Below are 15,100 nucleotides of genomic sequence, written 5' to 3'. Positions count from 1 at the left end.
AATGAAAAAAGTATTATTTATAGATCGCGATGGAACGTTAAATATCGAACCAGATGATGAACAGGTAGATAGTTTTGCAAAGCTTAAATTTTATCCGCGATCATTATATTATTTATCAAAAATTGCAGCCGAGCTGGATTACGAACTGGTAATGGTTACCAATCAGGATGGATTGGGTACTGCTTCAAATCCTGAGGAAAATTTCTGGCCGATCCACAATTTTATTTTGGATACTTTTGCTGGCGAAGGTGTTCATTTTAGCGAAATCGTGATTGACAGAACTTTTGCTAAAGATAATGCGCCTACCCGCAAACCAGGTACTGCATTATTAACCAAATATTTTAGCGAAGATTACGACTTAAAAAACTCCTTTGTGATCGGCGATCGTTTAAATGATGTGGTTTTAGCAAAGAATTTAGGGGCTAAAGCAATTTTTCTGCGCCAGAATGATGCATTGGGTTCAACTGAAGCACTTGATAAACATGAAACGCTGTTAGATGTAATCATTTTGGAAACCAAGAAATGGGAAGATATCTATAATTTGCTTAAAGCAGGAAGCAGAAAAATTTACCATGAGCGTAAAACCAATGAAACAGATATTACCATTAACCTTGATCTGGACGGAACAGGAAAAGCAAAAATTGAAACAGGTTTAAACTTTTTTGATCATATGCTTGATCAGATTGCCAGACATGGAAGTGTTGATTTGGAGGTAATTGCAAAAGGCGATTTGCATATTGACGAACACCACACCATAGAAGATACCGGTATTGCATTGGGTGAAGCCTTTGCTAAAGGATTAGGCAATAAATTAGGCATCGAAAGGTATGGTTTTTGTTTGCCAATGGACGATTGTTTGGCCCAGGTAGCCATCGATTTTGGAGGAAGAAACTGGATTGTTTGGGATGCTGAATTTAAACGCGAAATGGTTGGAGATATGCCTACAGAGATGTTTTATCATTTTTTCAAATCGTTCAGTGATGCTGCAAAATGCAATTTAAACATAAAAGCAGAAGGCGATAATGAGCACCATAAAATTGAAGCCATATTTAAAGCATTCGCAAAAGCCATTAAAATGGCCATAAAACGCGATGCAGAGAAAATGGTATTACCGAGCACAAAGGGACTATTGTAAGAAAGGTGAAAGGCTGAAAGGTTTAGGGCGGAGGGTTTTGAAGCCCATCCGCTGTTAAATAAACCTGATAGAGCGGAATAGCCCGCATCCCGATTTTTCATCGGGAGCGGACTATAAGCGATAGCGGGACTACAGGCCCTATGAAAAGCCGACTTTCATTTTCAAACCTCATAAATAAAAGGAATCTGAAATACAAAACTATGATTGGAATAGTAAACTACGGAGCAGGAAACATTTTCTCCCTTACCGCTGCTTTAGACCGCTTAAATGTGACCTACGGAATGGTAAATACTGAAAGTGACCTCGAAAAATATAGCCATATTATCATTCCAGGCGTTGGCCATGCGGGTGCTGCCATGGAAAAATTAAAGGCAACAGGTTTGGTTGAAGCGATTAAAAAACTAACTAAACCAGTTCTTGGAATTTGTGTGGGCATGCAACTGATTACCGAACATTCGGAAGAAGGTGATGCAGCACTTTTAAACATTGTTCCGGTTAAAACCAAAAAATTCGATAAGCTACTGAATATCAAAATACCACATATGGGTTGGAATGCAGTAAGCCCAAAAAGCAATTCATTATTTGAAGGTGTTGAAGATAATACACAATTTTACTTTGTGCATTCGTACTTTATTGAATATAACCCTATTTTTGACATCGCATCTGCCGATTATGGATTAAAGTTTTCGGCAGCGGTACAAAAAGATAATTTTTACGGCGTTCAGTTCCACCCCGAAAAATCGGGAAAAGCCGGCGAATTAGTATTAAAAAATTTTTCAAACTTAAGCTTATAAAATGTACATAATACCTGCTATTGATATTTTGGATGGAAAAGTGGTCCGTCTTCGTGAAGGTGACTATAACCAAAAAACGGAATATGATGTTTCTATCCCCGAAATGATAGAAAAATACCGTTCAAATGGTACAGATTTTATCCATATTATTGATTTGAATGGAGCCAAAGGTGATTTCAGTAATCAAAAAACGCTTTTCGAAATCATCAAGAAAACTGAGATGAAGGTGCAGTATGGCGGTGGCATCAGAACCATTGAGCAGGTAACAAATTTACTAGATGCCGGAATTCACCGCGTAATTGTAGGTACACAAGCCATTACCAATCCTGAATTTTTACCACAGTTAAGCGAGGCTTTTGCTAAAAAAGACGATTATGCTAACCGAATTGTAATTGCAATTGACGTTTTAGATGAGGTAATTAAATATTCTGGCTGGATGGAAAGCTCGCCGATTAAACTGATGGATTACGTTGATAAATGTCTTTCATTAGGATTTTTCCGCTTCTTATGCACTGATATCAGCAAAGATGGAAAATTAGGTGGTGCAGCAGTCGATTTATATGAAAAATTGCTTGAACACTCTCCAATGATCAAATTAATTGCTTCAGGAGGTGTAAGTTCTATGGAAGATATTTATGAATTGGCCAAATACCCAATTAGAAGTGTAGTAGTTGGAAAAGCAATTTACGAAGAACGCATTACCATCGAAGAAATTAAAGAGTGGAATTTGAAGGCCTTATCAAGTATCTAACCCCCCAACCCCCTAAAGGGGGAGTTAATAGCATAATTAAAGATGACTTATAAAATAATTGAGGATGATTTTGATTTTTTACAAGTCAATGAACCTAATATGTTCTATGGTGCATCAAATATGATTTTTGAAAATGCTAAACGCCTAAGAAACAAAGTCACTGAAGCTGAAAATTTACTATGGCATTTTATCAGTAATAAGCAATTAGGAGTAAAATTTAGAAGACAACACCCTATTTCATCTTTTATCGCTGACTTTTACTGTCATGAGGCAAAATTAATTATCGAATTAGATGGAAGCATCCATGATCTACCGGAGGTTATTAATAATGATATTGAAAGACAAAAAGTTCTCGAGGGATTTGGAATTAAGGTAATGAGATTCAAAAACACTGAACTTTACAATAATTTAGACTCAGTTTTGGAAAAGATAAAAGAAGCCATACAGGCTAAGCAATTCGCATCTCCCCCTTTAGGGGGCGGGGGGCTAAGTAAAAGAATAATCCCTTGTTTAGACGTTAAAGACGGCCGTACGGTAAAAGGTGTAAACTTTGTTGATTTACGTGATGCTGGCGATCCGGTTGAACTAGCGGCACAATATGCACAACAGGGTGCTGATGAATTGGTTTTCCTTGATATTACGGCTACTCACGAGCGTCGGAAAACGATGATTGAAATGGTTAAATCAGTTGCCAGGCAATTAAATATTCCTTTTACCATTGGTGGTGGAATAACCGAAATTGCGGATGCAGAAGCGTTATTAAATGCAGGAGCGGACAAAATCAGCATCAATTCGGCCGCAGTTAGAAATCCAAAGCTAATTGAAGACCTGGCTAAAACTTTTGGAGTACAATTTGTGGTTTTGGCTGTCGATACTAAACATGTAGACGGTAAAAATATGGTTCACTTAAATGGTGGACGATTAATTACCGAGCTGGAAACCGAAAGCTGGATAAAACAGGCAGAAGATTTAGGCGCAGGAGAAATCCTGTTAACCTCTATGGACCATGATGGTACAAAAGCAGGTTTTGATTGTGGATTGCTAAGTAAAGTAAACCAAATGATCAATATCCCGATTATAGCATCAGGTGGAGCAGGCAATATGGAACATTTTACTGAGGTTTTTGAAAAAGCCAATGTTGATGCCGCACTTGCAGCTTCGGTATTTCATTATGGCGAAATCCTGATTCCTGATTTAAAGCAAGAATTAAAAAGGAATAATATCCCGGTTAGAATATAAACCCCTAAATCCCCTAAAGGGGACGTTACCACTCAATATGGTAAAGTATAAAATAGAATAATACATGATTGAAAAAAAAATAGATGTTAGCCAAATTGACTTTGGCAAAACTCCCCCTTCAGGGGGCTGGGGGGTCCCGGTAATCATTCAGGATCATAAAACTTTAGAGGTTTTAATGTTAGGCTATATGAATGCTGAAGCATTGGAAAAAACGCAAGCTGAAGGCAAAGTAACTTTCTTTTCGCGTTCTAAAAATCGCCTTTGGACAAAAGGTGAAACCAGCAATAACTTCTTGTTTGTTAAAGAACTTTTTGTAGACTGTGATAACGATACCATTCTGATTAAGGCCGATGCCGTTGGGCCAACCTGCCATACTGGTAGCCGCAGTTGTTTTAAAACAGATTTCAATCAAAATTTCATCTTCGAACTCGAAAACATCATTACCGATAGATATGAAAACCCGGTTGAAGGTTCGTATATCAATAAAATGCGTGCTAAAGGCTTAAACAAAATTGCTCAAAAAGTTGGTGAAGAGGGTGTAGAAACCGTAATCGCTGCCCTTGCCGAATCGGAAGAAGAATTAATTGGTGAAGCATCAGATCTTGTTTTTCACCTATTATTTTTATTGAAAGAAAAAGGTTTATCGATTCAGGATATTGCGAAGAATTTAGAGAAAAGACACAAATAAGGTTTGAGGTGGAAGGGGGTAAGGTTTAACGTGCTATATGCCTAACCCTACACCCTACACCGTAAACATTAAACCATGAACCTCAAGAAATGCTCAAACACCTACATACCTTCCCCGGTCACCAAAACCCTGTTTATGCGCTTGCCAACTCAAATGAAGATGGTGTATTTTTTAGTGCAGGGAACGATAAGGGGGTTGTAGAGTGGTCGTTAAATGAGATGGCTTTTGTGAAGATTAAAATGCCAGTGCAGAGTTCAGTTTACTGTCTACATTATTACAACAATCAATTATTTGTTGGGGAAAGGAGCGGTGCTTTTAGTGTTTATGATTTTAAAGAGCAAAAAGTAATTTTCAGGATAAATGCTCACACTAAACCGATTTTCAACATACAAATCGTAAAAGGAAAAAATGAGCTTTTAACCACTGGAGAAGATGGTACTGTTGCGGTGTGGTCATTAGTAGATTTTACAGAAATTTATCGTTTCCAGGTGGCTTACGATACCGTTAGGGCTATTGCAATTGCACCCAATGAAAGCGAAGTTGCATTTGGTTGCAAGGATCATTTGATCAGGATTTACAACCTTGCAGATTATAGCTTGAAACAATCATTGGAGGGGCATTCATTACCTGTTACCTCTTTGGCTTATCATCCCACAGGCAAATATTTAATTTCAGGAAGCCGAGATGCACAACTAAAAATATGGGATCTGCCGAATTACGAACTCAGAGAAACCGTTCCGGCGCACATGTTTACCATTTATGATATTGCCTTTCATCCTATCCTGCCTTATTTCGCTACGAGCAGTCAGGATAAAAGCATTAAACTTTGGGATGCAGAAAACTTTAAACTGTATAAAATATTAAGTTTAGAAAAAGCGGGTATAGGCCATACGCATTCTATCAATAAAATTATTTGGAGCCATGATGGCAAATACCTGATTTCTACAGGTGATGACCGGCAGGTGATGGTTTGGGAGATGGAATAATTTAAGATTTCTTTTTATTTATTCTTTTCTGCAGCTCTTTTATATCAGCTAAGTCTTTGAGCCTTCCAGAAGCAACCTTATTGGCAATAAAATCCTGAACATTGATAAAAGGCGTGACTAAACCATCAATTTCAGCATCAATTTTGTTTTCGAAGGCTTCATCAAACTCAACACCCGAAATTGCATTTAATATATCAATCCTTAATGGTGGATAGCCAATTTGTGAAACATAGTTTTCTTTTAAAAAATCATCTTTCTTAAACCCTAGTGATGCGAAACCGAATTCAGTCAATACATCAATCATTTTTTCAGCGTTTTCGTGATCTGGCTTAATCCAAATGTCTAAATCACCAGTATGTCTGGGTCTGCCATGATATGCTAAAGCATGAGCACCCACAATCATATATTTAACATCATGCTTATTTAAGAGTTCTATAAACTCTATAAAGTCAGGCTCAAATATCATAATTTACGATGTGTTATAACCTTATCCATTTTTTCAGGAAATGAACTGTTTAACCAGGTGAAATAACTTTTCCTTAAAGAAACGACAGTTTTAAGCCGTTCTTCTGGAGCCTGAGCAAGCCAAAAGGCAATATCCAAAGCATCTTCATCCTCCATCTTTACCTGATTGAACACCATTGCCATTTTCCTTATTTTCGGCTCCATATTCGCTTTAATTATCTATACAAATATAATCAAAAAGAGCAAAAAAGGGACATAGATGATGCTTTGCATAAAGGTTTTGTGTTGTTGGTCGGCAAATTATGGTTTAGGAGATGGATAACTAGTTTTTTTAATTTTAAGCTCCGTCATGCTGAATTTATTTTACAAGTAGAAATATTATTTTTAATTGTCTTGTAGCTCCTGCGTGGTCAGCATCTTTCTTGATAAAAATACCCTGAAATAGTTTTTGTGTGCCATTGCCTCCAAAACCGTATTCCACAAACTTAATCCACAAATCGCTTAATAATTCTTAGCTTATGTGAATATTTACCTAATTCTTTATTAAAAATACCCTGATCATCAATTGGATCTATTTTTACTTTGGCTGAGGAATGGATAATTTCATTGGGGCTCAGCATAATACCTACGTGAGTAATTCTGCCTTCGTCGTTATCAAAAAAAGCAACATCACCAGCCCTGCATTCTGCCAAAAAGCCGACCAATTCGCCTTGTTCAGCCTGCTGTGAAGCATCTCGGTTTAACTTAATACCCAACATTTTAAATACGGTTTGGGTAAAACCAGAACAATCAAGGCCAAATAAATGCCTTCCACCCCACAAATATGGTATGTTCTGAAAAAATTTAGCAGTTTCAGTCACCTTATCTGTAAAATTTACAGCACTTTTATCATATGCTTCGAAATTTAACTTAAACTTTTCTTCGCCCGCATAACAAAAATCATCCTTTAAAAATGGAAGGTTACTGGCCGGACTCAAATGATAGCTACTTCCATCAGCCGCTGTTAATACGTTATTAAAACTTAATGGGGCAAGTAACTTACAATCATGCATTTCTGCAAACTGATTTTGGGTAATTGGTGCCAATTGCCTAAAATCCATCCAGCCCTCATAACCGTCATAACCATTCTGAATCAGCCACCATCGATCTTCTTTCTGTATAATTTCGACATGATCGCCAAATAAAAGTTGCGAAACAATTTCTGCCTGATCTGATGCATCTGCTCTTAAGGGTGCTACAGCAACCCTACAAATACCGTATTGATTTTCCATTTAAATCTGCTCGTGAAACTATTGTAAAACTAATAAAATACATCCATTGCCTAACATTTTGCATGCAAATTTGTTATTTTTATGATGATCACCTTTTAAATCAGCTTGCCATGAATTTTAAAAAAATATTAATCGCCGTTGATAACAGTACCTGTTCAGAAAAAGCGGCAAAAGCCGGTTACGACATGGCCGAAAAATTTGGAGCAGAAGTTGCATTGGTTAACATTATCGAACCAGTACCTGCCAATGTAAATCCAGATTTAACCCTGGCACCTGTATTTTTGGAGACTTACGACAATAGTGAAGAAAACAGCCATATCTTACTTAAAGAAATGGAAACTAAATATGGAAAAGGAATTACCACGACTTATTTAAGCATAGTAGATACCGCAGCGCATGGCATTATACAGCAATCTGATGAGTGGGGTTCTGATTTAATTGTAATTGGTACTTACGGCCGCACAGGATTATACCACTTTTTAATGGGAAGCGTTGCAGAACACGTTGCAAGGAAATCGGCCTGCCCAGTGTTAATTATCCCTAATAAATGTGATGTTGATTAGGTTTTGGGTAATTGCGGACTGATTAATAGATTAATAGTCTACGTCGTCATTTCGAGCGGAGTGCAACGAAGTCGAGAAATCTAATAGCTTTCAGCCTTGCTACTATTTTTGTCATACAGAACCCGTTCGCTATCTTTTTACATGAATAATACCACGCTTATAGATTTCTCCATTCCACTGCGTTTCAGTCGAAATGACGTGTCTTCTATTTAATCTCTGCCAATACGTAAAGCTCCGGCAAAAAGAGTGAAACCTTATAAAACAAAAAAAGTCTCACTTTAGGTGAGACTTTTTTTATAAATATTTAAGTTTGACTACCCTTCCTGGTGTAACCAGGCTTTTTTAGCCAACAATTCATCTTCTGTTTCGCGGATATCTTCGTCATCTACACAACAATCAACCGGACAAACTGCCGCACACTGTGGCTCATCATGGAAGCCTTTACACTCCGTACACTTATCGGATACAATGTAATACACTTCATCCGAAACTGCTTCCTGTGCTGAGTCAGCCTCAATTTGTTGATTACCAAAATCAATGATACCATTTAAATTGGTACCATCAGAAAAACGCCATGCAGTACCGGCATCGTAAATTGCGTTATTAGGACATTCCGGTTCGCAAGCCCCACAATTTATACACTCATCTGTTATTTTAATCGCCATGTTTTCGTCTAATTCTTTTGCTTAGTTTACCTTTGCGATGCAAATATAATATATAATCACTTAATAATAATTCTAAATATGTCAGCATTAACTCAAGAAAAAGCAATATCCGCGTTTAACCAACTAGGCACATTGCTTACAAACCCTACTGACATACTAGGAAATGCATTTTATAGCGCTGAAAATACCAATGCATGGTTCACCGCAGAAAATATAAAAAAATCTATTTTATCTTTTGCTGAGATGTTAAATGAAGCCGATTTAACCGTTTGGTTCAAATCAATCAGGTTTAGTAACTCCCCAAAAAAGGTGGGTTTAATTTTAGCAGGAAATATTCCTCTTGTAGGTTTGCATGATGTTTTAAGTGTACTGGCTACTGGAAATATTGCCCTTATAAAACTTTCTTCGGCTGACGATAAATTGATTAAAGCGGTAATTGCAGCACTGATAGAAATAGAGCCCGCTTTCGATACTCACATTCAATATGTAGAACGTTTGAAAGATTTTGAGGCCGTTATTGCCACAGGAAGTAACAATTCATCGCGCTATTTTGATTATTATTTTAGCAAAGTGCCAAACATCATCAGGAAAAACAGAAACAGTGTTGCCGTTTTAGATGGTTCGGAAAGTTTTAAAGACATCCAGAATCTGGGCAACGATATTTTTGATTATTTTGGATTAGGCTGCAGAAATGTAGCAAAACTTTATTTCCCGAAAGGTTACGATATTACTAATTTTTATGAAGGAATAGAAAGCTTTCAGCCCATAATAAACCATTTTAAATACAATAATAATTACGATTACAATAAATCTATTTACCTGGTTAATGCAGCTAAGCACTTCGACAACGGATTTTTATTGTTAAAAGAAGATGAAAGCCTTACCTCGCCACTGGCTGTTCTTTTTTATGAAGAATATGAGCATCTGCAGGAGGTTGAAGAAAAGTTGAAAGATAAATCTGAAAACATTCAGTGCGTGATTACCAAATCTCCGTTAAATTTTAAAACTTTTGATTTCGGCCAAAGTCAGCACCCAAAACTTTGGGATTATGCCGATGATGTAAATACAATTGAGTTTTTGAACAAGCTAAACTGAATTTCTGTATTTTAGTCTTTCAGCTTTCTCCTTTGGGCTTTCAGCTTAAATAGCTATTTTTGGACACAATGTATATCGTTAAAGTTAAAGGCATAGCCAAAATTCCAGATTACGTACAGTTAAGAGATGACAAGTTTACACTTTTAGCTTATTTTAGGGTTGATAGACCTGATAAATCGTTGGAAAAACTCGGACTTGGCGACAAGCAGGAATACATTATGGAAATGGTTAAAGATTTGCCTTTCGGGCAGATTGCAAAATTAGAAATATAATATGGCAGGCAATTCAGTAATTCATTTAAGCAATGTTGATGTTTTTCAGCAGAAACATTTAGTCCTCTCCAACGTAAATTTACATATCGAAAAAGACGAATTTGTTTTCCTGATCGGGCAAACAGGCTCCGGTAAGAGTAGTTTGCTTAAAATATTATATGGCGACCTTCATATTGGTAATGGCGATGGTAATATTGCCGGTTTCGACCTTAAAAATCTAAAAGAAAGTCAGGTGCCTTTTTTACGCCGTAAATTAGGAGTGGTATTTCAGGATTTTCAACTACTTACTGATAGAACAATTGAAAAAAACCTCGAATTCGTACTCAAAGCAACAGGCTGGAAAGACGAGAAACTAATTAATGAACGCATTAAAGATGTTTTGGACAAAGTTGGTTTACGTTCTAAAATTAAAAAAATGCCACATGAAATTTCGGGAGGTGAACAACAGCGTATCGTTATTGCGAGGGCTTTGCTAAACGATCCTGAAATTATACTTGCTGATGAACCTACAGGAAATTTAGATCCGGAAACTTCAGAAGAAATTGTAACCCTTTTAAAGCAAATCAGCCAGGCCGGAACTGCGGTTTTAATGGCCACTCACGATTACCACATTATCCGTACTTTCCCTTCACGCATTATTAAATGTGAAAATGGTGTGGTGCATGAAGATGCACAAATCGTATAAAAAATTCTGACATCCGTCAGCTAATCAGCCAATCTGTTCAGATAAATACAAATAAATCTGACAGCTTGGCTGATTTCAGTTTATGGCAAAATAGTTGAGATTAACACAAAAAAATTCAGCCTAGTATTATGTTTAATAAGAAGAAAAATAACGATAAAGAAGAAAATATAATGAATCCTGAAAATACATCAGAAAATACTGCTGAAAATGTAGAGAATACTGATGCTTCTGCAAATGAAACTGAGCAGGCTCCAGAATTATCTGCTGAAGAAAAATTGCAAGCAGAAGTTCAACAGCTTAACGACAAATATTTACGTTTATACGCAGAATTCGACAATTATAAACGCCGTACCCAAAAAGAACGTGTAGAATTATTGCAAACAGCTGGTAAAGATGTAATTGTATCGCTTTTACCAGTTTTAGATGATTTCGACCGTGCATTAAAAGCAATGGAAACTGCTGCTGATGTTGCTCCGGTAAAAGAAGGTATTTTGTTGGTTAGTACAAAACTGAAAAACACACTGGCACAGAAAGGCCTGAAAGATGTAGAAAGCATCAGCCAACCTTTTAATACCGATTTCCACGAGGCAATTACCAATATCCCAGCCCCTACTGAGGATTTAAAAGGAAAAGTAATTGATGAAGTTGAAAAAGGATATACCTTAAATGATAATGTAATCCGCTTTGCTAAAGTTGTAGTTGGAGCATAAAAAAGTAAATTATTGAATGATTGAAATGAATGGTTGAATGCTAAATACCATTCTCTTATTCCATCAGTCATTTAATGATTAATACAGAAATAATTATTGAATAATTGAATTTTGAATAATTGAATTAACATTCTCTTATTTCCATCACTCAATCATTCAATCATTTTATAAAGAAGATGAGTAAAAGAGATTATTACGACGTATTGGGCGTAGCCAGGGGCGCAGCTGCTGATGAGATAAAGAAAGCCTACCGCAAGATGGCGATTAAATATCACCCGGATAAAAACCCTGGGGATAAAGCTGCTGAAGATAAATTTAAGGAAGCTGCCGAAGCCTATGAGGTATTAAGCAGTCCGGAGAAAAAACAACGTTATGATCAATATGGTCATGCAGGAGTTGGCGGCGCAAGTAGCGGTGGCTACGGCGGTGGCGGCATGAACATGGACGATATTTTTAGCAATTTCGGCGATGTATTTGGTGGCCATAATCCTTTCGAAAGCTTTTTCGGCGGTGGTGGCGGCGGCCAGCAACGTGGTGGCCGTAGGGTTGCCAAAGGTTCTAACCTACGTATAAAAGTTAAATTAACCCTTGAAGAAATTGCACACGGCGCAGAGAAAAAAATCAAGGTTAATAAATTAATCGTTTGTAAAACCTGCGATGGCTCGGGCGCAAAAGATAAATCATCGGTAAGTACCTGTGGTACCTGCGGAGGTAGCGGCCAAGTACGCAGGGTAACTAATACCATTTTGGGCCAGATGCAAACAGCATCTACATGCCCTACTTGTAATGGTAGCGGACAACAGATTACTTCTAAATGTACTGTTTGCCATGGAGACGGTGTGGTACGTGGAGAAGAAACCATTACCATTAACATCCCTGCCGGAGTAAGTGAAGGCATGCAGTTAAGCATGAGTGGAAAAGGAAATGCAGCTCCTAATGGCGGTATCCCAGGTGATTTAATTATTTTAATTGAAGAAACACCACACGAAACCTTAAAACGTGAAGGCAATAACATTGTATACGATTTGCATTTAAGCTTTGTTGATGCTGCTTTAGGAATGAGCATCGAAGTACCAACCATTGATGGTAAAGCAAAAATTAAAATCGATCCAGGAACTCAAAGTGGTAAATTATTGCGCTTAAAAGGTAAAGGTTTACCAGAAGTGAACTCTTACCATAGGGGTGATGAAATTATCCATATCAACATCTGGACACCAAAAGCTTTAAGCAGCGACGAACGCAGTGCTTTAGAGAAACTTCGTGAATCTCCAAACTTTAAACCTCAACCAGGTAAAAATGATAAGAGTTTCTTCGAAAGAATGAAAGAATACTTCGAGTAATTATTAAATATTAAATTTAAGAACCGATGTCGCAAGCATCGGTTTTTTTTATGCAATCGTCATACTGAATTTATTTCAGCATCTGTATTAATTCACCTCACCTATCTGAGAAATTGTTTGCCTTGGGGGTTGCCAAATTTGCAAAATAGGTATTAAACAGCAATATAGATGAATTCAAAAATGCCTTTAGAAAAAACTCAATAGCAGTATCAATATTCACCTATAGGTCGGTGCCTCACCTACCGAAACTAAGCAGCCTTTATAAGAGAAATTACATGATTGCTTTAACTTAATATTTTTACCAGTAAGATAACAGTAATTTGAAAAGCAGTTGAGTAATTATATTGGCATCAATCGGGCTATACGCTATAGCTCCGAATAAAAATCGGAGGCTGCCGCTGCTATCCCGTTTATTAACAACAGTTTTTGCTACTATTCAAGGTAGCCTGGCCAGCGCCAATTTTTCACCTATCGGTTGGTGTTTCACTGACTGAAAATAAGCAGCATCAAAGGATCAAATTACATGATTGTTTCACCTATCAGTTGGTTTCTCACCGACCGAAACTAAATAGAACTTGATAAACACCATGCTATTTCCCCCAAAAACCACAGGCCTCAATAAAATAAACCTGATAGCAATGGTATTTCGGTTCACTTCATTTAATTTAGCAAAAACATTAACGAAATTTAATGGATAGCAGGACCACAGTTTCCGAAGAAACACTGCAATTGCTTTCCAAAATACAAAAAACTATGCGCATTGCTATTATCGATCTTGGCACCAACACTTTCCATTTGCTTATTGCTGAAACAGAGGGAAAGCAATTTGAAATTCTTTACAAAACCAATGTACCCGTTAAGTTGGGCGAAGGTAGAATTAACGATAATCTCATCATTCCTGAAGCCTTTGAAAGAGGAATAAGCTGTCTTGAAAATTTTAGCCGGACCATCTCCGAGTTCCGGGTTGATGAGGTAAGGGCAACAGCTACTTCTGCAATTAGAAGTGCTGAAAATGGAAATGAATTTGTAGATGTAGTTAAAACTAGCGCAGGAATAACGATCGAAACCATTACTGGCGATGAAGAAGCTGAATTAATTTACCAGGGTGTAAAACTAAGTGGTGCAGTTACTGAGCTATCGTTAATTATGGATATTGGAGGTGGGAGCGTAGAATTTATTCTTTGTGATACCGAAAGATTAATCTGGAAGAAAAGTTATAACATTGGCGCTGCACGTTTAATGCAACAGTTCTTTAAATCCGATCCATTGGCCGATGAAGAGAAAAATGCCATTTTGTTCCATGTTCAAAATCAATTGACAGATCTATTTGATATCTGCGAAAAATATAAACCAAAAATACTAATCGGTTCAGCTGGTGCATTTGAAACATTTGCAGCACTTATCACGAGAAAAAACAATCAAAAGGCAGACATTGCAACAATGAAAACTTTAGCATTGAATTTTGATGATTACATAGAAATAGCAATTAAAATACTCAACTCTACACATCAGGAAAGAACCGAAATGCAAGACATAATTCCTTTACGGGTAGATATGATTGTTATTGCTGCCTTGATCACCAATTACATATTGGGTAGAACAAAAATAAACCATTTGAAGCTTTCTACATATGATTTAAAAATGGGCGTACTGGCCAGTATGATGCAATAACAGATATCCATTTCTATAGGTGACTTCTTTACACTAATGTAATTTACTTTTCTTTGGTGCAATAATCATACGCCCCATAATCATGTGTTCTGCTTTTTTAAGCTTAAGATCATTCTGTTTGTCTTTAGAAAAATTGAATATTAGCATACCATTATACTGTATACTTTCAACAATCATCTGGTTATTTTTAACGTTAAATTTATCATCTAAACTTATCTCATACCGGCCGTTTTCATCGGTTGTTGCAAAAAACTTGGTATCAACAATCGTTAATCTAATCCCTGCTGCAGGCTTGTTATCGGCACCAAAAACATAACCATATACTTTTTTAGGTATAATCGGCTTTGTATCTCCGTGTTTGTGGTTAATACTTTTTATAGTTTCAATTGGTGCTTTAATATTTTTAGCCTGTGCATCCATCACAAAAATGCTCATGCCTATAGCCAGTACACCAAGATATTTCATCCAGTTTCTATTTGTTGTTGGCATAACCGACAAATGATAATTAAGCTGGTTTAATTGAGTTTGGCTCAACCGGCCGCATACAGAAGAACCTGAATTGGATAATACACCGATGATTTCGGCATTAGTATAGCCTGAAAAATCAATTACATTTTTACTGCAGGCCGTACAGAAATTAAAACCTGCACCCTTTTCCATTTCATCCCAATTTTGCAAACAGGGTTCAGCAATGGTAACTTCGTTAATTCTCCTTTTCATCGTGATCATTTTATTAGATGATGTAACGATGTAGGATATTCCACAAAGAG

Annotated in this window: 18 protein-coding genes and 1 pseudogene; 14 read left to right on the top strand and 5 right to left on the bottom strand. The window is 36.9% G+C overall.

All coding sequences use genetic code 11. From position 1 onward, the window contains the following. Position 1 precedes the first annotated feature (1 nt). The 7 genes and pseudogenes from hisB to ACZZZW_RS10495 all read left to right on the top strand — a co-directional run bounded on the left by hisB (position 2) and on the right by ACZZZW_RS10495 (position 5,593). Complete coding sequence (gene hisB, locus ACZZZW_RS10525) at positions 2–1,135, top strand: bifunctional histidinol-phosphatase/imidazoleglycerol-phosphate dehydratase HisB (RefSeq protein ID WP_463493205.1); 1,134 nt, start codon at positions 2–4, stop codon at positions 1,133–1,135. 200 nt (positions 1,136–1,335) lie between these two features. After that, positions 1,336–1,929, top strand: coding sequence for an imidazole glycerol phosphate synthase subunit HisH (gene hisH, locus ACZZZW_RS10520; protein ID WP_055914522.1), 594 nt, complete (start codon positions 1,336–1,338; stop codon positions 1,927–1,929). 1 nt (position 1,930) lies between these two features. Further along, on the top strand, positions 1,931–2,680 hold the full coding sequence (gene hisA / locus ACZZZW_RS10515) for a 1-(5-phosphoribosyl)-5-[(5-phosphoribosylamino)methylideneamino]imidazole-4-carboxamide isomerase (RefSeq protein ID WP_055914524.1): 750 nt from the start codon (positions 1,931–1,933) through the stop codon (positions 2,678–2,680). Between the two features lie 42 nt (positions 2,681–2,722). After that, positions 2,723–3,112, top strand: a pseudogene (locus ACZZZW_RS10510) (endonuclease domain-containing protein); the annotation flags it as partial. Between the two features lie 9 nt (positions 3,113–3,121). Next, positions 3,122–3,919, top strand: a complete 798-nt coding sequence (gene hisF / locus ACZZZW_RS10505; RefSeq protein ID WP_463497737.1) for an imidazole glycerol phosphate synthase subunit HisF — start codon at positions 3,122–3,124, stop codon at positions 3,917–3,919. 64 nt (positions 3,920–3,983) lie between these two features. Beyond that, complete coding sequence (gene hisIE / locus ACZZZW_RS10500) at positions 3,984–4,607, top strand: bifunctional phosphoribosyl-AMP cyclohydrolase/phosphoribosyl-ATP diphosphatase HisIE (RefSeq protein WP_463493204.1); 624 nt, start codon at positions 3,984–3,986, stop codon at positions 4,605–4,607. Positions 4,608–4,696: 89 nt separating this feature from the next. Further along, positions 4,697–5,593, top strand: a complete 897-nt coding sequence (locus ACZZZW_RS10495) for a WD40 repeat domain-containing protein (RefSeq protein WP_463493203.1) — start codon at positions 4,697–4,699, stop codon at positions 5,591–5,593. Between the two features lies 1 nt (position 5,594). On the opposite strand, the gene ACZZZW_RS10490 is transcribed toward ACZZZW_RS10495, so the two are convergent. From ACZZZW_RS10490 to ACZZZW_RS10480, 3 genes are all read right to left on the bottom strand, one after another. Next, on the bottom strand, positions 5,595–6,059 hold the full coding sequence (locus ACZZZW_RS10490; RefSeq protein ID WP_463493202.1) for a nucleotidyltransferase: 465 nt from the start codon (positions 6,057–6,059) through the stop codon (positions 5,595–5,597). After that, entirely contained in the window at positions 6,056–6,262 is a 207-nt protein-coding gene (locus tag ACZZZW_RS10485; protein WP_055914532.1) for a hypothetical protein, read from the bottom strand. The genes ACZZZW_RS10490 and ACZZZW_RS10485 overlap by 4 nt, the downstream gene beginning before the upstream one ends. Positions 6,263–6,543: 281 nt before the next feature. Then, the gene (locus tag ACZZZW_RS10480) at positions 6,544–7,329 is read right to left on the bottom strand and encodes a C40 family peptidase (RefSeq protein ID WP_463493201.1); all 786 of its coding nucleotides are present in this window, start codon (positions 7,327–7,329) and stop codon (positions 6,544–6,546) included. A 110-nt stretch (positions 7,330–7,439) separates the two neighbouring features. On the opposite strand from ACZZZW_RS10480, the gene ACZZZW_RS10475 reads away from it, so the two are divergent. After that, on the top strand, positions 7,440–7,892 hold the full coding sequence (locus ACZZZW_RS10475) for a universal stress protein (RefSeq protein WP_055914956.1): 453 nt from the start codon (positions 7,440–7,442) through the stop codon (positions 7,890–7,892). A 314-nt stretch (positions 7,893–8,206) separates the two neighbouring features. On the opposite strand, the gene ACZZZW_RS10470 is transcribed toward ACZZZW_RS10475, so the two are convergent. Further along, positions 8,207–8,557: a 4Fe-4S dicluster domain-containing protein gene (locus ACZZZW_RS10470; protein ID WP_055914541.1), complete on the bottom strand. Its 351-nt coding sequence runs from the start codon at positions 8,555–8,557 to the stop codon at positions 8,207–8,209. Between the two features lie 78 nt (positions 8,558–8,635). Between ACZZZW_RS10470 and ACZZZW_RS10465 the strand changes: the two genes are divergently transcribed. From ACZZZW_RS10465 to ACZZZW_RS10440, 6 genes are all read left to right on the top strand, one after another. Continuing rightward, on the top strand, positions 8,636–9,652 hold the full coding sequence (locus ACZZZW_RS10465) for an acyl-CoA reductase (RefSeq protein ID WP_463493200.1): 1,017 nt from the start codon (positions 8,636–8,638) through the stop codon (positions 9,650–9,652). Positions 9,653–9,720: 68 nt separating this feature from the next. Further along, positions 9,721–9,924, top strand: coding sequence for a hypothetical protein (locus ACZZZW_RS10460; RefSeq protein WP_057932355.1), 204 nt, complete (start codon positions 9,721–9,723; stop codon positions 9,922–9,924). Position 9,925: 1 nt separating this feature from the next. Continuing rightward, positions 9,926–10,609 carry a cell division ATP-binding protein FtsE gene (locus ACZZZW_RS10455; protein WP_055914548.1) on the top strand — a complete coding sequence of 228 codons (684 nt, stop codon included), beginning with the start codon at positions 9,926–9,928 and terminating at the stop codon, positions 10,607–10,609. Between the two features lie 128 nt (positions 10,610–10,737). Then, positions 10,738–11,319, top strand: coding sequence for a nucleotide exchange factor GrpE (locus tag ACZZZW_RS10450; protein ID WP_463493199.1), 582 nt, complete (start codon positions 10,738–10,740; stop codon positions 11,317–11,319). Positions 11,320–11,495: 176 nt separating this feature from the next. After that, positions 11,496–12,659 (top strand): molecular chaperone DnaJ, encoded by a 1,164-nt coding sequence (gene dnaJ / locus ACZZZW_RS10445; RefSeq protein ID WP_055914551.1) that lies wholly within the window; start codon positions 11,496–11,498, stop codon positions 12,657–12,659. A 690-nt stretch (positions 12,660–13,349) separates the two neighbouring features. Beyond that, positions 13,350–14,330 carry a Ppx/GppA phosphatase family protein gene (locus ACZZZW_RS10440; RefSeq protein WP_463493198.1) on the top strand — a complete coding sequence of 327 codons (981 nt, stop codon included), beginning with the start codon at positions 13,350–13,352 and terminating at the stop codon, positions 14,328–14,330. Positions 14,331–14,363: 33 nt separating this feature from the next. On the opposite strand, the gene ACZZZW_RS10435 is transcribed toward ACZZZW_RS10440, so the two are convergent. Beyond that, entirely contained in the window at positions 14,364–15,050 is a 687-nt protein-coding gene (locus tag ACZZZW_RS10435) for a carboxypeptidase-like regulatory domain-containing protein (protein ID WP_463493197.1), read from the bottom strand. Between the last annotated feature and the right edge of the window lie 50 nt (positions 15,051–15,100).

This window comes from Pedobacter sp. AC379, from assembly GCF_979258145.1.
Note: the sequence above shows the minus strand (reverse complement) of the source record. Positions and strands in the feature narration are given on the sequence as shown.

Bases quoted from the DNA above. Each gene is read 5' to 3' on its own strand.
- hisB (WP_463493205.1), top strand. From the start codon at position 2: ATGAAAAAAGTATTATTTATAGATCGCGATGGAACGTTAAATATCGAA.
- hisH (WP_055914522.1), top strand. From the start codon at position 1,336: ATGATTGGAATAGTAAACTACGGAGCAGGAAACATTTTCTCCCTTACC.
- hisA (WP_055914524.1), top strand. From the start codon at position 1,931: ATGTACATAATACCTGCTATTGATATTTTGGATGGAAAAGTGGTCCGT.
- hisIE (WP_463493204.1), top strand. From the start codon at position 3,984: ATGATTGAAAAAAAAATAGATGTTAGCCAAATTGACTTTGGCAAAACT.
- ACZZZW_RS10495 (WP_463493203.1), top strand. From the start codon at position 4,697: ATGCTCAAACACCTACATACCTTCCCCGGTCACCAAAACCCTGTTTAT.
- ACZZZW_RS10490 (WP_463493202.1), bottom strand. From the start codon at position 6,059: ATGATATTTGAGCCTGACTTTATAGAGTTTATAGAACTCTTAAATAAG.
- ACZZZW_RS10485 (WP_055914532.1), bottom strand. From the start codon at position 6,262: ATGGAGCCGAAAATAAGGAAAATGGCAATGGTGTTCAATCAGGTAAAG.
- ACZZZW_RS10480 (WP_463493201.1), bottom strand. From the start codon at position 7,329: ATGGAAAATCAATACGGTATTTGTAGGGTTGCTGTAGCACCCTTAAGA.
- ACZZZW_RS10475 (WP_055914956.1), top strand. From the start codon at position 7,440: ATGAATTTTAAAAAAATATTAATCGCCGTTGATAACAGTACCTGTTCA.
- ACZZZW_RS10470 (WP_055914541.1), bottom strand. From the start codon at position 8,557: ATGGCGATTAAAATAACAGATGAGTGTATAAATTGTGGGGCTTGCGAA.
- ACZZZW_RS10465 (WP_463493200.1), top strand. From the start codon at position 8,636: ATGTCAGCATTAACTCAAGAAAAAGCAATATCCGCGTTTAACCAACTA.
- ACZZZW_RS10460 (WP_057932355.1), top strand. From the start codon at position 9,721: ATGTATATCGTTAAAGTTAAAGGCATAGCCAAAATTCCAGATTACGTA.
- ACZZZW_RS10455 (WP_055914548.1), top strand. From the start codon at position 9,926: ATGGCAGGCAATTCAGTAATTCATTTAAGCAATGTTGATGTTTTTCAG.
- ACZZZW_RS10450 (WP_463493199.1), top strand. From the start codon at position 10,738: ATGTTTAATAAGAAGAAAAATAACGATAAAGAAGAAAATATAATGAAT.
- dnaJ (WP_055914551.1), top strand. From the start codon at position 11,496: ATGAGTAAAAGAGATTATTACGACGTATTGGGCGTAGCCAGGGGCGCA.
- ACZZZW_RS10440 (WP_463493198.1), top strand. From the start codon at position 13,350: ATGGATAGCAGGACCACAGTTTCCGAAGAAACACTGCAATTGCTTTCC.
- ACZZZW_RS10435 (WP_463493197.1), bottom strand. From the start codon at position 15,050: ATGAAAAGGAGAATTAACGAAGTTACCATTGCTGAACCCTGTTTGCAA.